Below are 16,039 nucleotides of genomic sequence, written 5' to 3' on the forward strand. Positions count from 1 at the left end.
CTGCTTATGCCGCGTCCGGCATAAGCAGGTTTCGATCAGAGACGCGATAACTGCCCAGTTTTGTGCCCCGGCATCGTGACCTGCGAAGAGCGCGTTTTTGCGGTTGAGGGCGATGGGACGGATTGTGCGCTCGACGGCGTTGGAATCCAGTTCGATGCGACCGTCGTCGACGAACAGGATTAGCCCGTCCCAGTATTTGGCGATGTATTTCAGGGCCTCTCCTGTCGGCGATTTGGCTGAGACGCGTGCACGGCTTTGTGCGAGCCAAAGCTCGAATGCATCGATATTGGGTTTTGAGCGGTCCTGTCGTGCAGCAAGCCGTTGATCGGCAGGCAGGCCGCGCAGGTCTTTTTCGATGCGATAGAGTGCCTGGATTTGCGTCAGGCCTTCCTGCGCGATTGGGGCCGCGCCAGATTGGGCAACATCATGCAGTTTGCGGCGGGCATGGGCCCAGCAATAGGCCAATGTCACATCCTGCGCAGGCCGTTTGAGCAGGCGGTTGTAGCCCGCATATCCATCGACTTGCAGGGTGCCGCTGAAGCCTTTCAAAATAGTGTCTGCATGCTGGCCAGATCGTCCCGGCGCAAAAGTGAAGGCGACCCCGGGTGGGTCCTCGCCGCCCCATGGCCTGTCATCGCGGGCCAAGGCCCAAAAGTATCCGGTTTTGGTGCGTTTGCGCCCAGGTGCCAGAACGGGCGCAGGGGTTTCATCCATGAAGAGCTTGGTTGAGCGCTTCAGATCGGCCATGAGCGCCTCATAGACCGGGGTCAGTTCAAACGCCGACTTGCCCACCCATGCGGCCAGGGTCGAGCGATCCAGATCGATCCCTTGGCGGCTGTAGATTTGCGCCTGCCGATAGAGCGGCAGGTGATCCGCATATTTTGAGACGAGCACATGGGCGAGCGTTGCCTCGGTTGGCATGCCGCCAGCGATGGTGTGGGCGGGTGCAGGAGCTTGGGCAATCCCGCCCTCGCAGGACCGGCAAGCGTATTTAGGGCGGCGTGTGACAATCACCCGGAACTGGGCCGGAATGATGTCCAGCCGTTCGCTGACATCCTCGCCAATGACGTGACGCTCAGGTCCGCAGGCGCAGGATCGCTCGGGTTCAATGACCACCTCAACCCGTTCCAGATGTTTGGGTAGTGATCCGCGATTGGTCTGGCGCTGCTTCGGTGGCCTAACGGGTGCGGTGCGTTCATCGGCATCGATCTCAGCTTCCACCTGCGCGATGGCGGTTTCGATGTCCTCGAGTTCCAGCTCGTATTGGGCAGGATCGATCTTCTCGGATTTGGCCCCAAAGAGGGCCTTCTTGAACGAGGCAACCAGGGCCTCAAGCCGCGCATTCTGATCCTGCTGCGCACGGATGATCGCCTTCAATTCGGCAATATCATCGGGCAATTTATCAGGCACGCTCATGCCCGGTTCCATAGCAAAACAAGGGCAGAGTGACCCGCGCAAAAGCCCTCGTGAGTCACTCCGCCGCAGCCGGAGCTGTCACCTCCAAGGGCTGCACGCGCCGCCAATCCAAACCCGCGAACAGGGCCTCAAACTGGGCCGGTTCCAAGCGCATCACCCCGTTCTTGATCGCCGGCCATGTGAAGCTGTTATCCTCAAGCCGCTTGTATGCCATCACCAGCCCGCTGCCGTCCCAATAGATCAATTTGAGCCGATCCGCCCGCTTGGCCCGGAACACATAAACCGACCCATCAAAGGGCTTCTGACGCAGATGGCTCTGCACCAGAGAAGCCAGCCCATCATGCCCCTTGCGGAAGTCGACCGGATCGCTGGCCACAAAAATCCGGAGCTTGTGGGAAGGCGTGATCACGTCCCCATGGCCCGTGCGATTTCCGCGACCCGCGCGGTTGGCGTTGCTGCATCAAGGCGAACGATGACATCGCCCTTGATCACATCAATCGTGCTGGCGGAAGCGGCAGGCAGAGGTTGGGCTAAAGGCGCAGGGGCTTCAATCTCGACCGGCACAAAATCCATGCCGTCCAGATTTGGCAGGACCAGCTTGCCCTGCCGGGCCATCCGCCGCCAATCAGACACCGTGCTGGGGATCAGCTCATACCGCTTCGCAACAGCGTTGACCGTCTCGCCTTCGATCAGCGTCTCAGCAACAATCCGTGCCTTCAACTCAGGCGGCCAATTCCGCTTGCCATCACCACGGCGCGGCATCCTTGCCAGAAACTCGCTTGTAGCTCCCATCGAGAAACTCCCTGCAACCCAAAGAAGCCTCTGAATCGCAGATCAAACGTCAGCTCGAAAGTGTGGGGACGGCGCACCGCTTACGAACAATTTGCCTCCCACAAGCAGTTCCTCTCGCCAGCCAAGAGAGCCGCCATTGCTGTGCCCGATGGCATAGACCGTCCCGACATCCATGCCGGCCTCCAGGAACTGGGCATTGACCTGAAGCAGATTGGTAAGCCCCGGCGCACCGTATTCAAGCCGCTCTTCGGAGCCGGCAGAGGGTGACAGATACCCTCCCAGAAACTCGAATTCCTTGCCGCCGCTGGCCTCTTCCCAAAGGGCAAAGGCGTCATCCAGACGATAGCCGTTTGCATCCGTATCCATGCCGCGGCTGATATTGTCGAAGGTCGGCGTGTATTTGTGGAATAGAAGCGTATCGACCTTGTCGATGGCACCGGCGTCGATGAACGCCTCGATGAAATCCACATTATCCGAAAAATCGCCTGCATTCTGACTGGGATCGGACTGATGGCGCGCCAGTTGAACGGCCAGCTTGACCTCGATGCCATCGCTGTTGAGGCTCGGGTCGGCGAAAACCTCTCCCATTTCGTCGACGACTGAGGCAAAGACCTTGCCGAACTTTTCGGCAAGCGGGCCGGGGTCCTTCTGATAGGGTCGCCCCGTGGCGTCTGATGTCATCTCTTTCCAGATGCCGGTGGTATAATATTCGCTGCCGACCTCGATGGTGAACCCTTCAGGTACTGTGCCGTACTCTCCGGCGACCAGCTTTTCCGCGAAGATGCGCGCATCGGCGCGGGCATCGGCAAGGCCGGCATCGTCGCCTTGCTTGAACATTTTTTCCACGTAGCGCGCGGTGGGGGACACCATCGCAAAGGTGGCGCCGGTCTCGTTGGCATAGGCGAACATCTCCTTGATGCCTTCGCGCGGGTCGCCATTGTTCCGATCCCATTCAACCAGATTGTCGAACTTCAGATCGAAGACATGCTCTCTGGACCCATCCGCGCTGCCATCGATATTGATACCTTCTTCAACTGGAAGTCCACCTGGCCACCGAATATGCGGCAGGTTCAGCTCCTCGTTGCGTGCTGTGAAATTCGAGAACGGCTCCCATCCAAGAAACTCGGCGCCAAAGGCGCTGGCCGGAATGACCTCCTCGGGATTGACATAGGTTTTTTTCGGCCGTGTTGATCGCAATCGTGTAGCGCATGACTCATTGCCTTTTGCAAGGTTCGGGTATGCGGACCGATGCAGATTTCGTACCAAGCCCTGATGGACCCGGTGGCGAAGGGCTTGGTTAATGCCGGGTCGGGGAATGAAACGGGGGAGGGGAAGCGTGCCGTTTCGCTTTCTCAAGGCCTATGTGATGCGGCCTTCCGTCATCCGGTCCGGAAATCCGGATTCTGGTTTCCCAGACGCCTTGGGGCAGTCCAAACTGATGATGCAATCAGTTTCAGCAATCAAATGGAGTACATTGATTCAGAACAAGAAAATCGCCGCCCAGAAAGGCAAATCGCCCGAAGATTCTTGCGAATGGCTGGCCAAAGGGTAGTGTCCTACCGGGTGGTGTAAGAGGCGGGTGGGACTCCCGGCGTCACCAGCCGATTTTCACAGTTTTGACCCATTTTGAAACTCATTCCGACACAATTCTAAACGTGAATGTCTCGGGGCCTCAGCGCCGAGTCGCGTCATGGCCGCCCGAGTTGTGTTTACCAGTCATTTGCGAGTCGGAGAAAGTTGCCTTGGTGCAATTTGTCCCTGACCTATGCCTGTCTGAAGCGTGTTTTGCCGCGCTTCGAAAGCAGGTTCTATTTTGGAAGGATGAGATAAAATGCGATTCCTCATGACGTTCAACAAGCGCGCACGGGCCTTCCGAAGGGGCAAAGACGGCACGGTCAGCGTTGAATTCGTCATCTGGTTGCCCTTCTGCCTTCTGCTTATGGCATTCGCAGTCGACGTGAGTCTTCTGTTCATGAGCCAGTCCAACTACTGGAGCATCTCACGCGATACGGCGCGACTGGTTGCGCGCCACGCGATGGACGACGTGACCGCCAAATCATATGCCGAGATGCGGGCCAGTCACCTGTTCGGTTCACCAGCCGCAAACGTTGCGATTGGCCCCTCGACAGTGACGGTCATGCTTGCGACCCCCGCCAATGACATCATGTTCTTCGACGGTTTGGGCTTTGCACGCGAGCTCGTGATATCCGCGCGGATCACACAAGCCCTGGAGCCGAACTGATGATAATCCACCGTTTGAATATCCGCTCGGGGCTGGCGCGCCGCTTTGTGCAAGAGCAGGATGGCGCAGGTGCCGTTCTGGGGATCTTCATTTTCATGGCCGTCGTGCTGATCGGGGGCGTTGCGCTCGATGGCACGAATCTCTGGCGCCATCAGCAGCTTCTCAAGCAAACCGCCGATGTTGCGGCACATGCAGGTACTGTCGAACTCGCCAAGGGGAATAGCGCGGATGAAGCCTATGACCGCGCGCGCGCCTTCGTCGAGCAAAACATGCCGTCAACCTGGTACGGCAACCTGTTCGGCAATCCGGCGGCCGACATTCGCGTCGTTCATTACGACCCGGATTCCGACACGCTCGATATCACCGGCCCTCAGAATGCCGTTCTGGTGCAGCTGCATCGCAACGGTAACTCGCAAAATCCCGTACCGACCTTCATGCTGCGCCTGGCGGATGTTCTGACAATGGGCGTCGTGACTGACGTGTCGGATTGGAACGTCTACACGGCCGGGGTGACCGCCTTTGTCGGAACAAAGAAATGCGTCAGCACCGACGGGCTTTATGCACGCGGCGAACTCAATCTGACCTCAAGCAGCAGCTTTGGGTCAGGCTACTGCCTGCACAGCCAGGACAAGATCTGGATGCCGCAGCAGAACCACTTCGCGGACCGCGCAGGGCTGAGCATGCCGAACCTCGACGCTTGCGGGTCAAAATGCGATGACGCGGCCAATCCTGGTGCGACCGCCGCCTCGTTCGAGCGAAATCTGATCATGGAAGACCTCTCGCAACACCTCGAGAACGTCGAGCAGTCCTTTCTGGGCACCTCCGATACCACGATCAGGGATGAATTTTTCCAGAACAAGCCTGTCGGGGATCTGTCCCCGCTGGCGGCAATCGGCGTCGATACAAGTACGATTTCTCAAAGAGGCGAGACCGTCAATCTGAGCCAGTCGGATTTCGAGGCGCTGACGGCGGTGCCCAGTGGGCTGACCTACAATGTGTCCTGCACCGGTGGCGGCAAAGAGATCCAGTTCGGCACTCCGAATGGCAAGGTCAAGCCCAGCTTCGGCGGCGGGACGGTCAATGTGAGCGATATTGCGGTGATCACCAACTGCGCCCTGGATTTCGGCTCGGATTCGCGGGTCGAGTCCTCTGTCATCCTTACGAATCTCGAAAGTTCCAACGCGTCAATAAATGCCAGTTCAGGTGCGCAGGTCGGGACAAGCGGCGGCATGTGCGACCCGGATGCGCAAAGCACCATCCTGGGCAAGTCGGATATGCATGTGCCCGCCGATTTTGCGGGGTCGAATGTGAGCTTCGTCGTTGACGGAGACATCCATCTGTCGGCTTCCAGTTCTTCAACGACAATCAATCACAGCGGGATCAGTCTGCACGCCTCCGGAGAAATCAAGGTCGCCGCCAATCATACATTCGATCCATGCAACAACCCGCCCAGCGGTCTCATGCCTGCGTTGAAAGTGATCCGGCACGTCGAGCCGACCGGAAACAAATTCGCCACAACCGCCACGAATTGAGCGTCTCGACGCTCTGAGGCCTCATTTGAACCATCGCAGCCGGTGGGCACGCGTTCAGTTCAGCACGCGCGCGACCGCGCCGATCAGATCAAGCACCTCGCGCGTTTCGCGGTCCACGCGGTAAACGTAGTCACCAACGCGGTAATAGGTCTCGGCGCCGTCCAGCCCATAGCGCCGCGGGTCTCTGACCACCCGGTAATCCCCGTGGATCACGTCGCCACGCCCGTATTTGCGGGCCTGGCCTGGCGGCACGCAAGGCGGGTTCTTCTTGGCCAGGCCGGGCGGGCAGTCGAGGGCTCTTGAAAAGCCGGGTGAATGCCCCTTGCCCGGTTTGTGATTTCCTGCGTCCGCAGCAACACCAAGAAAACCCGCAGCCGCCGCTGCAATGAAGACCGGGAAATGTCGCATTGCTGAATCTCCGTTTCGTTTCAATATCTCATGAAGATAAGCACTCTGCCTACAGGATGTTCCCCGGCAGGGCGCATATCGGCGGAAATGGGCCTGCCGCCGGATCGCGCTCGACTCACATCGCGCAATTGCGCAGCGCGACTGTCAGCGCCGCCCTTACCAACAGGCTGAACATGCCACGGAAATTTTTCCTGCGCCGCAACTCGGCGTTAGCGCAACGTGCCTTCCCACAGCCCCCTGCGGACGAGTTCGCGGGCGACATCGAGCGTTGTGGATTCAACCACGCGGCAGGCGCGGGTCATCACACGGGCGGGGCTTTTCACAAGGTAGACGGGCCGCGTCATCCTTGGCTCGATGATCGGCGCACGAAGCAGATCGCCACGTCTGACGAAATCCTGCGCCGCGACGGGCGCAAAGATCGTGTAACCCGAACCGCGCGCCACCAGCTCCTTGATCTGGGTCATCGCGTCCATTTCCAGCACCACGTTCAAGCGTACATCCTGCTGTTTGCAATAGGCTTCGATCTGGTCGCGCAGCCCGTTCGAGGGCAGCACGAGGTCCAGTTTCTCAAGCGCGCGCAGCGGCACCGGCGTGCCGGGCGGCGTATCCAGCGGCCAGGCGTCCGGCGCCGAAAAGAAGAAAAGCTCCTCGTCCAGAACATGGGTGCCGCGCAGGTTGCCGTTCTTGCGCAGGTTATAGAGAAACCCGATATCCACCGTCCCGTCGAGCAGCCAGTTTTCAAGATAGCCGCTCATCGCCTCCACGGCGCGCAGCCGGATTTCAGGGGTCTCGTGCCAGACGGTTTCGGCCAGCGGCACCGACATGATCATCGAGCAGGAGGGCGGCATTCCGAACACCACACGCCCCCGTACGGTGCCGCCGCGCTCGCGCATGTCCTCGACGCAGCGGTCCAGGCTGCTACAGATGCCGCGCGCATGTTCCAGAAGAACCCGGCCCTCATCCGTCAGATGCGTGCCCCGTGCCGAGCGCTCCACCAGCTTGACGGACAACTCCTCTTCCATCCGGTGCAGGTGTTGCGAGAGCGACGGCTGCGCCACGCCGATCGCCTGCGCCGCCGCCGAGATCGACGGGGCCTCGGCCACGGCAAGGAAATAGCGCAGGTGCTTGATATCCATGATGCACCCGCTCAGTCGAACTCGATGACCTGCCGGATGGCCGTGCCATTGTCCAGTTGGTCCATCGCCAGATTCACCTGGTCCAGCCGCAAACGATGCGTCAGCATCTTTTCGACCGGCAATTTGCCCTGCTGATGCAGCGAAAACATCCGCGGCAGATCGCGCTGCGGCACGCAGGAACCGATATAGCTGCCCTTGAGCGCGCGTTCCTCGGCCACCAGCTTGAGCGCATTGAGCGACATGCGCGCATCCGGGTGGGGCAGGCCGGCGGTGACGGTCGTGCCGCCCCGGCAGGTGCAGTCATAGGCGGTTTCAAGCGCCTTCACCGACCCGGCCAGTTCGATGGCGAAATCGACACCGCCGCCGGTCAGGTCGCGCACCGCTTCGGTGGTGTTCTCGTCCGAGGCCACAGCATGGGTGGCGCCCATCTCCATCGCCGTGTTCAGCTTGGATTCGAACGGGTCGATCACCACCACCTGGCCCGCGCCTGCCGCGACCGCGCCCAGAACTGCCGACAGCCCGACACCGCCAAGCCCGACCACCGCGACCTTGCTGCCGGGCGTGATGCGCGCGGTGTTGAACACCGCCCCCGCCCCGGTCAGCATCGCGCAGGAAAACAGCGCCGAGATATGTGTCGGGATATCCGCCTCGACCTTGACCAGCGACTGGCGCGCCAGAACGGCATGGCTGGCAAAGGCCGACACGCCCACATGATGATGCACCGGCTGGCCATCCATCGACAGGCGGCGATGGCCGGTCATCAACTCGCCGACGCCGTGATGTTTGGCGGCGCGGGTGCACAGCGCCGGGCGCCCCTCGGAACAGGGCAGGCAGGTGCCGCAGCCCGGCGCGAAGATGCAGACCACGTGATCGCCCGGTGCCAGATCTTCGATGCCGGGGCCGACCTCCTCGACGATCCCCGACGCCTCGTGCCCCAGCACCATCGGCACGGGGCGGGGCCGCGTGCCGTTGATGACCGACAGGTCCGAGTGGCACACCCCCGCCGCCGCGATCCGGATCAGCACCTCGCCGCGACCGGGCGATTCGAGATCGACCTCGCGCAGGCTCAGCGCCTTGTTCTTCTCGAAATCGCTCTTGATGGTCTCTTGTTCAAATACCGCCGCTTCTATTTTCATGATATCTCCTCCCGTGCAGGCCGTGCGGGTGCGCGTCACAATCCCGACAGACCCTCTCTCATTTGACTATCCTATCAGCGCCATAGGATTTCGCAGATAGAATGCACTCTGCGATAGCAAAAAGCTATACCTGAGATAGCGCCAAGATATTGGCGCAGACTCTGGCTCCGGGTCTACAATCGCATGCAGGTCTTAGGGGGAGGAACCTCGACCATGACGCCGAAGATCGCAGATGTCACGCCGGTTTTGAACACGTGCATCGCCTGCAGGGCCGCCCATTCAATCGCGGCGGCCCCTTGCGAGACGCGGCCCGTATGACCGCCAAACCAATCGCGATCCATTGAACGGGTCGCTTGAACCGGGAGGAAACCCATATGAAACACCTATTCGTCAAAAGGGCTGTCGCCGCCACGCTGGCAGCGGCCTTGCCCATGACCGCGCTTGCGGCCGACAAGCCCGAAAGCCTCAAGATCGGCATGACCGCCTTTTTGACCGGACCGGCCTCCGTGTTCGGTGTCCCGGCGCGTGATGCGACCGAGATCATGGTCGAGAACATCAACGCAGAAGGCGGCATCAACGGCGTGCCGGTCGAGGTCTCGTTCATCGACGAGGGCGCGGGCGCGGAATCGCTGACATCGGAATACCGCCGCATGGTCGAATCCGGCGGCGCCGAGGTGATGCTCGCCGCGATTTCGTCGGGCAACTGCCAGACGCTTGCGCCCCTGGCCGAGGACCTTCAGGTGCCCAACCTGATGTGGGATTGCGGCACGCAGCGCATCTTTGAGGAAAACGATTACAAATACGTTTTCCGCACCCAGGCGAACGCGACGCCCGAAATGCTGGCCTCGGTGATCTACCTGCTCAAGACCAAGCCGGATTTCAACACCATCGCCGTCGTCAACCAGGACTATGCCTGGGGCCGTGACAGCTGGGATATCTTCAGCACCGCGCTGAAGGCGATGAAACCCGATGTCGAGGTCGTGGCCGAATTCTTCCCGAAATTCGGCTCGCCCGACTTCTCGACGGAAATCTCGCGCCTTCAGGCGATGCGCCCCGACGTGATCCTGTCCACATCCTGGGGCGGTGATCTGGATACCTTCGTGCAGCAGGCCTCGCAGCGCGGGCTGCTCAATAACTCGACCTTCGTTCTGCCGCTGGCGGAATCCTCGCTGGAGCGTCTGGGCTCGGCGCTGACCGACGGGCATATCGTGGGCGCACGCGGCGATCACTACTTCCTGCATCCCGAACGCCGCGACGATGCCGATTTCCAGGCATTCATGAAGCAATACGAGGAAAAGACCGGCGAAGTCAGCGTCTACCCTGTGTTCCACGCCAGCCAGGCCATTGCCGCGCTGCAGGCCGCCTATGACAAGGCGATCGAAGATAACGGCGTCGAATGGCCCAGCAAAGAGCAGCTTCTTGCCGCGCTCGAAGGGCTGGAATTCCAGGGGCTCGGGCGTCCCGTCACACTGCGTGAGGATAACCAGGGCATCGAAGCACAGCTGATGGGCACCAGCGTCCAGACCGGCGATTACCCCTTCGCCACGCTGGAGAACATCATGATCTTCGACGGTGCCGAACTCACCACGCCGGTCGGCGAAATCTCGACCGAATGGGTGGGCAGCCTCGATGCGGGCTTCATCGACAGCGTCACCGTCGACACCTACGAGAACTGAGACCGCTTTCGCGATACAGAAACAGGAGAGGGCAATGCCTGCCCTCTCCGCTTCCATAGAAATTTCCGGACGGGCACATGAATTTTGCGATCTTCCTGCTGGCGCTGTTTGACGGGATTGCCTACGCGGCGCTTGTCTTCATCGTGGCGCTTGGCCTGACCCTGATCTTCGGGGTCATGCGTATCCTGAACGTGGCCCACGGCTCGCTTTATGCGATCGGGGCATATACCTCGATCTCGCTCACCGGCTATGCGCTCTCGTTGGGGTTCGCGCCGGTGCTGGCCTTTCCTCTGATGATCGTGTCGGCGGTGCTGGTCGGCATCCTGATCGGCGCGCCGCTCGAAAAGTTCCTGCTGCGCCGGATCTATGACAAGTCCGAGGTGCTGCAACTCCTGATGACTTTCGCGGTCTTCATGATCCTCGAGGACGTTCAACGCCTTGTCTGGGGCACCCGGCCCTATTTCGATTCCTCGGCGCTACAGCTGCTGGGCAATGTCACTGTCTTCGGCGTCACCTACACCGCCTACCAGATGATCCTGCTGCCGCTGGTCGCCATCGCGCTGCTGCTGGGGATGCGCTTTTTCCTGCGCCACACCGTGACCGGCAAGCTGATCACCGCCACCACCGAGGACCGCGAGGCGGCCCAGTCGATCGGGGTGGATGCCGACAAGGTCTTCCTCTTCACCTTCGTGATCGGCGCGATCCTGGCGGGTCTCGGCGGCGCGCTCGCCTCGCCAACCACCTCGATCCTGCCGGGCATGGGGGCTGACATGATCGTGCTGTCCTTCGCCGTGGTGGCCACCGCCGGCCTTGGCCAGATCGAGGGTGCGGCGCTGACCGCCCTGATGATCGGCCTCGGGCGATCCTTTGCGGTCTATCTTTATCCCGAAATCTCGGTCCTGGTGCCTTATCTGATCATGGTGCTGGTCCTGCTGGTGCGTCCCGAGGGCCTGTTCGGCACGTCCGGCGCGCGCAAGATCTGAGGCCGCCATGTCCATCACAACCGAACAAAGCAAGGTGAATGCCCGCATGAAGAACCCTCTTTTCCTTCTGTGGATCATCGGGACCCTGGCAATCGCCGCCGTGCCCTTCGCAATGCCGTCGCTGCAACTGCTGGTCAGTTTCGCCATGGCCAAGGGGCTGGGGGTGCTGGGCGTCACGGTCCTGTTGCGCGCCGGGCAGGTGTCATTCGGCCATGCGCTCTATTTCGGCATCTCGGCCTATGCCGGTGCCTTCCTGATGGCGTCGATGCCGGGCACGGATTTCGTCATCGTGCTGCTTGCGGGCACGCTCGGGGCCGTGCTGGCGGGGCTTCTCGTGGGGCTGTTCGTCGTGCGCTATCGCGGCATTTTCTTCGGGATGCTGAACCTCGCGTTCTCGATGATCTTCTGGTCGATCCTCGAAAAATTCTATCACTATACCGGCGGTGCCGACGGTATCCGGCTCGCCCGGCCCACGGTGCTGGGCAATGCTCTCAACCATGTGCAATTCGAACTGGTGCTCTTCTATACCGGTGTGGTGCTGATGGTGGCGCTGGGCTGGTTCACGACGCGCTGGTTCGCCTCGCCCATCGGGCAGTTGTTCCAGACCATCAAGACCAACGAAACGCGGCTCGAATACCTGGGTGTCTCGCCACGCCGCGCGCTCTTGTCGGGCTATCTTCTGTCGGCGGCGCTGTGCGGCGTGGGCGGCGTGATGATGGGCATGGCGCAGGGCGTGGTCACGCCGGAATATGTCTGGTGGGTGCGTTCGGCGGAAATGGTGTTCATCGCAGTCCTTGGCGGCGCGGGGTCGGTGCAGGGGGCCTTCCTCGGCGCGCTGATCTACGAATTCGTGCGCACCTATGCCTCGGTCTATGCCGGTGACATCTGGCAGATGATCCTTGGCGGCTTCCTGCTGATCATCATCCTGTTCGCTCCGGGCGGGCTGATCGCCATCCTGAATTCGGTGTTCAACCGCGGCTCCGGCAAGGGAGGGCTTGATAAATGAGCGACGTTCTTCTGGAAACCCGCAACCTCGTGATCAAGTTCGGCGGCGTCACCGCCGCTGACAATGTCTCGCTCAAGATCCACGCGGGGCGGAACCTCGCGATCATCGGTCCCAACGGCGCGGGCAAGACCACGTTCCTCAACATCTGCACCGGCTGGATCAAGCCCAGCCAGGGGCAGGTGTTCTTTGAAGGCGAGGACATCACCCCGCTGCCCCCGCGCAAGATCGTGCATCGCGGCGTCGCGCGCGCCTTCCAGATTCCGCAGCTTTTCACCGAGCACACGGCGCTGGAGAACCTGCTGATCGCGGTCTCGGCGCGCGACCATCTGCGCAATCCGCTGATGGACATGCACGCCATCCCCGAACGCGACGAGATGCTGCACCTGCTGGACATGGTCGGCTGTGCCGACGCGGCCGATACGGTGGTCGTCGAACTCGCGGAAGGGCAGCGCAAGCTGATCGACGTTGCGGTCGCGCTGGCGCTCAAGCCCAAGTTGCTGCTGTTGGACGAACCCACATCCGGCGTCGCTTCATCCGAAAAGCACGCGATCATGGAAATCCTGATCGGCGCGCTCAAGGAGGCCGATGTCACCTCGGTATTCGTCGAACATGACATGGGCATCGTCGAGAGATATGCCGACGAGGTCGCCGTCTGGAACAGCGGCAATGTGCAGCTGCGCGGCACCCCGGCGGAAATTCTGGAACATCCCGATGTCATCCGGGACGTGATCGGGGAGGTTGTCTGATGCTGGAACTGCGTGATGTGAATGCCTCGATCGGGATCATCCCGATCCTGCGCAACCTCAATTTCACCATCGAGCAGGCGCAGACCGTCGCCCTGATCGGGCGCAACGGTGCGGGCAAGACCACCCTTTTGCGCACGATCATGGGGTTCACGCGGGCCAGTGGCGATATCCTGTTCGACGGCAAGTCGATCACCGCCATGCACCCGCCCAAGCGCCCCGGCCTCGGCATCGGCTACGCCCCCGAGGACCGCCGCCTGTTCTCGGCCTTCACGGTCGAGGAAAACATCCTGCTGCCCGCGCAGGCGGCGCGGCTCGACAAGGACGAGACCAACCGGCGGCTGGAACGCGCCTATACCGTTCTGCCCGAACTGCGCGACATGGCCGACCGCTCCGGCGGCACCGTGTCGGGCGGTCAGGGCAAGATGGTCGCGCTGGCGCGGGCGCTGATGCTGGGCACCCGGCTCATCATGCTGGACGAGCCCTTTCAGGGCCTCGCCCCGGCGCTGGCGCAACGCTATGCCGAGGCGCTGCGCACCCTGCGCGACACTGACCGCTCGGTCACGCTGATGATCACCGAGTCCAACCCCTCGCTGTTGCGCGGCTTTGCTGATCGCACCCTCGTCATCGAACGTGGCGAGGTGGAGGAGGGGTCGCTTGAACCCGAAGGAACCAACGCATGAAAGACGCCGACACGATGAGCAAACTCGTTATTCCCGAACCGCTGAACCTGATCGGCAATGAATGGGTGCCCGCGCTCTCGGGCCGCGTGATGGATGTGGTCTCGCCCATCAACGGGCAGCCCTTCGCGCAGATCGCGGACAGCGACGCGGCTGATATCGACGCCGCCGTCGCCGCCGCGCGCGCGGCCTTTGACGGGGGCGAATGGTCCACTCTGACCGCCGCCGAACGTGGCCGCCTGATGGTCCGTCTCTCCGAGCGCATCCTCGACCATGTCGAGGACCTCGCGCAGCTTGAATCGCGCGACAACGGCAAGCCGATCCAGCAGGCCCGCGCCGACATGAAGGTCACCGCGCGCTATTTCGAATTCTACGGCGGCGCCGCCGACAAGGTCCATGGCGAGATCGTGCCCTTCCTCAAGGGCTACAATGTTGAGGTCCAGCGCGAACCCCATGGCGTCACCGGCCATATCATACCGTGGAACTACTCCGCGCAGATGTTCGGCCGCTCGGTCGCCCCGGCGCTGGCGATGGGTAACGCCACCGTGCTCAAACCCGCCGAGGATGCCTGCCTGACGGCGCTCAGGATCGCGCAGATGGCGCTTGATGTGGGCTTTCCGCCGGGCGCGATCAACATCGTCACCGGGCGCGGCAATGTCGCCGGTCAGGCGCTGGCCGATCACAAGGGGATCGACTTCATCTCCTTTACCGGCTCGCCCGAAGTGGGGGTCATCATCCAGACGGCGGCGGCGCGCAACTTCATCGGCTGCACGCTGGAACTGGGCGGCAAGTCACCCCAGATCGTGTTCGACGACGCCGATCTCGACGCGGCGCTGCCGGTGCTGCTGAACGCGGTGATCCAGAATGGCGGGCAGACCTGTTCGGCAGGCACGCGGGTTCTGTTGCAGCGCGGCATCTATGACCGCGTCGTGGCCGAGCTGAAGACCCGCTTCGAGGCCGTCGCCGCCTCGGATTCGGGCGAGGATGCGGTGCTCGGCCCGCTGATCTCGGCCAAACAGAAAAAGCGCGTGGAAACCTATATCGCCGAAGCCGACGCGCCGCTTCTGGCGCGCGGCACCGTGCGCGACGACGCGCCCGAAGGCGGCTATTACGTCGCGCCTGCGATCTTCGGCCCCTGCGATCCGCAGGCCCGCATCGCACAGGAAGAAGTGTTCGGCCCGGTGCTCTGCGTCATTCCCTTTGAGGACGAGGCCGAGGCCGTGAAGATCGCCAACGACACGGAATACGGCCTTGTCGCCGCGGTCTGGACCCGCGACGGCGGGCGCCAGCAACGGGTGGCCAAGGCGCTGCGCTGCGGGCAGGTCTTCATCAACGGCTATGGCGCGGGAGGAGGCGTGGAGCTGCCCTTCGGCGGCATCCGCAAATCGGGTCATGGGCGCGAAAAGGGCTTCGCCGCGCTGCATGAATTCTCGCATATCAAGACGGTCGTTCACAATCACGGCTAAACCGGCGCGCACGCGCCGTGCCAGACACAGGACCAAAAGGGATCAGAACATGAGACTTGAAGGAAAACGCACGCTCGTCACCGGCGCCGCCTCGGGCTTTGGCAAGGGCATCGCCGAAACCTATATCCGCGAGGGCGCCAAGGTGGCGGTCGTGGACCTGAACGGCGAAGGTGCCAAGGCGGTCGCCGCCGAACTGGGCGAGAACGCCATCGCGATCACCTGCGATGTCTCCAGGGGCGATCAGGTGCAGGCGGCGGTGGACGAAACCGTCAAGGCCTTCGGCGGGCTCGACATCGTGGTGAACAACGCGGGCTGGACCAACCCCAACAGCCCTCTGATGGAAACCGACGAGGAGACCTTTCGCAAGATCTACGACATCAACGTGCTGTCGATCTTCCACATGACCAAGACCTGCGTGCCGCTCTGGCGCGACAGCGGCACCGCCGGCGTGATGCTCAATATCGGCTCCACCGCGGGTATCCGTCCGCGTCCGGGCCTCACATGGTATAATTCCTCGAAGGGCGCGGTGAACCTCATGACCCGCTCGCTGGCGGTGGAACTGGCGCCCGACAATATCCGCGTCTGCGGCATCGCCCCGGTGATGGGCGCGACGGCGCTTCTGGAACAGTTCATGGGCATGCCCGACACCCCCGAGAACCGCGCGAAATTCATCGCCACGATCCCGATGGGCCGCCTCTCCGAAGCGCAGGACATCGCCAACGCGGCGCTTTATCTGGGCTCCGACGAGGCCGAGTTCATCACCGGCGTCATTCTCGAGGTCGATGGCGGGCGCACGATCTGACAAACAGGGGGTGCCCGGTCC

Annotated in this window: 18 protein-coding genes; 10 read left to right on the plus strand and 8 right to left on the minus strand. The window is 61.8% G+C overall.

The window, feature by feature from the left end; translation table 11 throughout:
• From tnpC to N5A93_RS16455, 4 genes are all read right to left on the minus strand, one after another.
• Positions 1–1,416: IS66 family transposase (gene tnpC, locus N5A93_RS16440; RefSeq protein WP_268956188.1), on the minus strand; the 1,416-nt coding region annotated here is incomplete at its 3' end.
• Between the two features lie 55 nt (positions 1,417–1,471).
• A complete protein-coding gene (gene tnpB / locus N5A93_RS16445) occupies positions 1,472–1,825 on the minus strand; it encodes an IS66 family insertion sequence element accessory protein TnpB (RefSeq protein WP_268956189.1) in 354 nt (117 codons plus the stop codon).
• Positions 1,822–2,208, minus strand: a complete 387-nt coding sequence (locus tag N5A93_RS16450) for a transposase (protein ID WP_268956190.1) — start codon at positions 2,206–2,208, stop codon at positions 1,822–1,824. The genes tnpB and N5A93_RS16450 overlap by 4 nt, the downstream gene beginning before the upstream one ends.
• 42 nt (positions 2,209–2,250) lie before the next feature.
• Positions 2,251–3,474 (minus strand): hypothetical protein, encoded by a 1,224-nt coding sequence (locus tag N5A93_RS16455; protein ID WP_268956191.1) that lies wholly within the window; start codon positions 3,472–3,474, stop codon positions 2,251–2,253.
• Positions 3,475–3,544: 70 nt separating this feature from the next.
• Here N5A93_RS16455 and N5A93_RS16460 point away from each other — a divergent pair, with 70 nt between their 5' ends.
• The 3 genes from N5A93_RS16460 to N5A93_RS16470 all read left to right on the plus strand — a co-directional run bounded on the left by N5A93_RS16460 (position 3,545) and on the right by N5A93_RS16470 (position 5,982).
• The gene (locus N5A93_RS16460; protein ID WP_268956192.1) at positions 3,545–3,760 is read left to right on the plus strand and encodes a hypothetical protein; all 216 of its coding nucleotides are present in this window, start codon (positions 3,545–3,547) and stop codon (positions 3,758–3,760) included.
• Positions 3,761–4,039: 279 nt separating this feature from the next.
• Positions 4,040–4,450, plus strand: a complete 411-nt coding sequence (locus tag N5A93_RS16465; protein WP_268956193.1) for a TadE/TadG family type IV pilus assembly protein — start codon at positions 4,040–4,042, stop codon at positions 4,448–4,450.
• A gap of 95 nt (positions 4,451–4,545) precedes the next feature.
• A complete protein-coding gene (locus N5A93_RS16470) occupies positions 4,546–5,982 on the plus strand; it encodes a hypothetical protein (protein WP_268956194.1) in 1,437 nt (478 codons plus the stop codon).
• 54 nt (positions 5,983–6,036) lie between these two features.
• Here the strand turns inward: N5A93_RS16470 and N5A93_RS16475 are convergent, their stop codons facing one another.
• The 4 genes from N5A93_RS16475 to N5A93_RS16490 all read right to left on the minus strand — a co-directional run bounded on the left by N5A93_RS16475 (position 6,037) and on the right by N5A93_RS16490 (position 9,036).
• The gene (locus N5A93_RS16475) at positions 6,037–6,390 is read right to left on the minus strand and encodes an excinuclease ABC subunit A (protein WP_268956195.1); all 354 of its coding nucleotides are present in this window, start codon (positions 6,388–6,390) and stop codon (positions 6,037–6,039) included.
• Between the two features lie 209 nt (positions 6,391–6,599).
• The gene (locus N5A93_RS16480; RefSeq protein WP_268956196.1) at positions 6,600–7,526 is read right to left on the minus strand and encodes a LysR family transcriptional regulator; all 927 of its coding nucleotides are present in this window, start codon (positions 7,524–7,526) and stop codon (positions 6,600–6,602) included.
• An 11-nt stretch (positions 7,527–7,537) separates the two neighbouring features.
• Positions 7,538–8,662: a zinc-binding dehydrogenase gene (locus N5A93_RS16485; RefSeq protein WP_268956197.1), complete on the minus strand. Its 1,125-nt coding sequence runs from the start codon at positions 8,660–8,662 to the stop codon at positions 7,538–7,540.
• A gap of 173 nt (positions 8,663–8,835) precedes the next feature.
• Positions 8,836–9,036: a hypothetical protein gene (locus N5A93_RS16490; RefSeq protein ID WP_268956198.1), complete on the minus strand. Its 201-nt coding sequence runs from the start codon at positions 9,034–9,036 to the stop codon at positions 8,836–8,838.
• On the opposite strand from N5A93_RS16490, the gene N5A93_RS16495 reads away from it, so the two are divergent.
• From N5A93_RS16495 to N5A93_RS16525, 7 genes are all read left to right on the plus strand, one after another.
• Positions 9,037–10,338, plus strand: a complete 1,302-nt coding sequence (locus N5A93_RS16495; protein WP_268956199.1) for an ABC transporter substrate-binding protein — start codon at positions 9,037–9,039, stop codon at positions 10,336–10,338. It begins immediately after the preceding gene.
• Positions 10,339–10,415: 77 nt separating this feature from the next.
• Positions 10,416–11,321, plus strand: a complete 906-nt coding sequence (locus N5A93_RS16500) for a branched-chain amino acid ABC transporter permease (protein ID WP_268956200.1) — start codon at positions 10,416–10,418, stop codon at positions 11,319–11,321.
• A gap of 46 nt (positions 11,322–11,367) precedes the next feature.
• Positions 11,368–12,327, plus strand: a complete 960-nt coding sequence (locus tag N5A93_RS16505; protein ID WP_268956201.1) for a branched-chain amino acid ABC transporter permease — start codon at positions 11,368–11,370, stop codon at positions 12,325–12,327.
• Positions 12,324–13,073, plus strand: coding sequence for an ABC transporter ATP-binding protein (locus N5A93_RS16510; protein WP_268956202.1), 750 nt, complete (start codon positions 12,324–12,326; stop codon positions 13,071–13,073). The genes N5A93_RS16505 and N5A93_RS16510 overlap by 4 nt, the downstream gene beginning before the upstream one ends.
• Positions 13,073–13,753 (plus strand): ABC transporter ATP-binding protein, encoded by a 681-nt coding sequence (locus N5A93_RS16515; protein ID WP_268956203.1) that lies wholly within the window; start codon positions 13,073–13,075, stop codon positions 13,751–13,753. Before N5A93_RS16510 ends, N5A93_RS16515 begins: the two co-directional genes overlap by 1 nt.
• Positions 13,750–15,216, plus strand: a complete 1,467-nt coding sequence (locus N5A93_RS16520) for an aldehyde dehydrogenase family protein (RefSeq protein ID WP_268956204.1) — start codon at positions 13,750–13,752, stop codon at positions 15,214–15,216. Before N5A93_RS16515 ends, N5A93_RS16520 begins: the two co-directional genes overlap by 4 nt.
• A 49-nt stretch (positions 15,217–15,265) precedes the next feature.
• Positions 15,266–16,018: an SDR family oxidoreductase gene (locus N5A93_RS16525; protein WP_268956205.1), complete on the plus strand. Its 753-nt coding sequence runs from the start codon at positions 15,266–15,268 to the stop codon at positions 16,016–16,018.
• Positions 16,019–16,039 lie beyond the last annotated feature (21 nt).

The organism is Roseovarius salincola (assembly GCF_026891095.1).
Lineage (GTDB): Bacteria > Pseudomonadota > Alphaproteobacteria > Rhodobacterales > Rhodobacteraceae > Roseovarius > Roseovarius salincola.

Coding starts and splice junctions, on each gene's coding strand:
- N5A93_RS16450 (WP_268956190.1), bottom strand. CDS start 2,208: ATGGGAGCTACAAGCGAGTTTCTGGCAAGGATGCCGCGCCGTGGTGAT.
- N5A93_RS16465 (WP_268956193.1), top strand. CDS start 4,040: ATGCGATTCCTCATGACGTTCAACAAGCGCGCACGGGCCTTCCGAAGG.
- N5A93_RS16470 (WP_268956194.1), top strand. CDS start 4,546: ATGGCCGTCGTGCTGATCGGGGGCGTTGCGCTCGATGGCACGAATCTC.
- N5A93_RS16475 (WP_268956195.1), bottom strand. CDS start 6,390: ATGCGACATTTCCCGGTCTTCATTGCAGCGGCGGCTGCGGGTTTTCTT.
- N5A93_RS16480 (WP_268956196.1), bottom strand. CDS start 7,526: ATGGATATCAAGCACCTGCGCTATTTCCTTGCCGTGGCCGAGGCCCCG.
- N5A93_RS16485 (WP_268956197.1), bottom strand. CDS start 8,662: ATGAAAATAGAAGCGGCGGTATTTGAACAAGAGACCATCAAGAGCGAT.
- N5A93_RS16490 (WP_268956198.1), bottom strand. CDS start 9,036: ATGGGTTTCCTCCCGGTTCAAGCGACCCGTTCAATGGATCGCGATTGG.
- N5A93_RS16495 (WP_268956199.1), top strand. CDS start 9,037: ATGAAACACCTATTCGTCAAAAGGGCTGTCGCCGCCACGCTGGCAGCG.
- N5A93_RS16500 (WP_268956200.1), top strand. CDS start 10,416: ATGAATTTTGCGATCTTCCTGCTGGCGCTGTTTGACGGGATTGCCTAC.
- N5A93_RS16505 (WP_268956201.1), top strand. CDS start 11,368: ATGAAGAACCCTCTTTTCCTTCTGTGGATCATCGGGACCCTGGCAATC.
- N5A93_RS16510 (WP_268956202.1), top strand. CDS start 12,324: ATGAGCGACGTTCTTCTGGAAACCCGCAACCTCGTGATCAAGTTCGGC.
- N5A93_RS16515 (WP_268956203.1), top strand. CDS start 13,073: ATGCTGGAACTGCGTGATGTGAATGCCTCGATCGGGATCATCCCGATC.
- N5A93_RS16520 (WP_268956204.1), top strand. CDS start 13,750: ATGAAAGACGCCGACACGATGAGCAAACTCGTTATTCCCGAACCGCTG.
- N5A93_RS16525 (WP_268956205.1), top strand. CDS start 15,266: ATGAGACTTGAAGGAAAACGCACGCTCGTCACCGGCGCCGCCTCGGGC.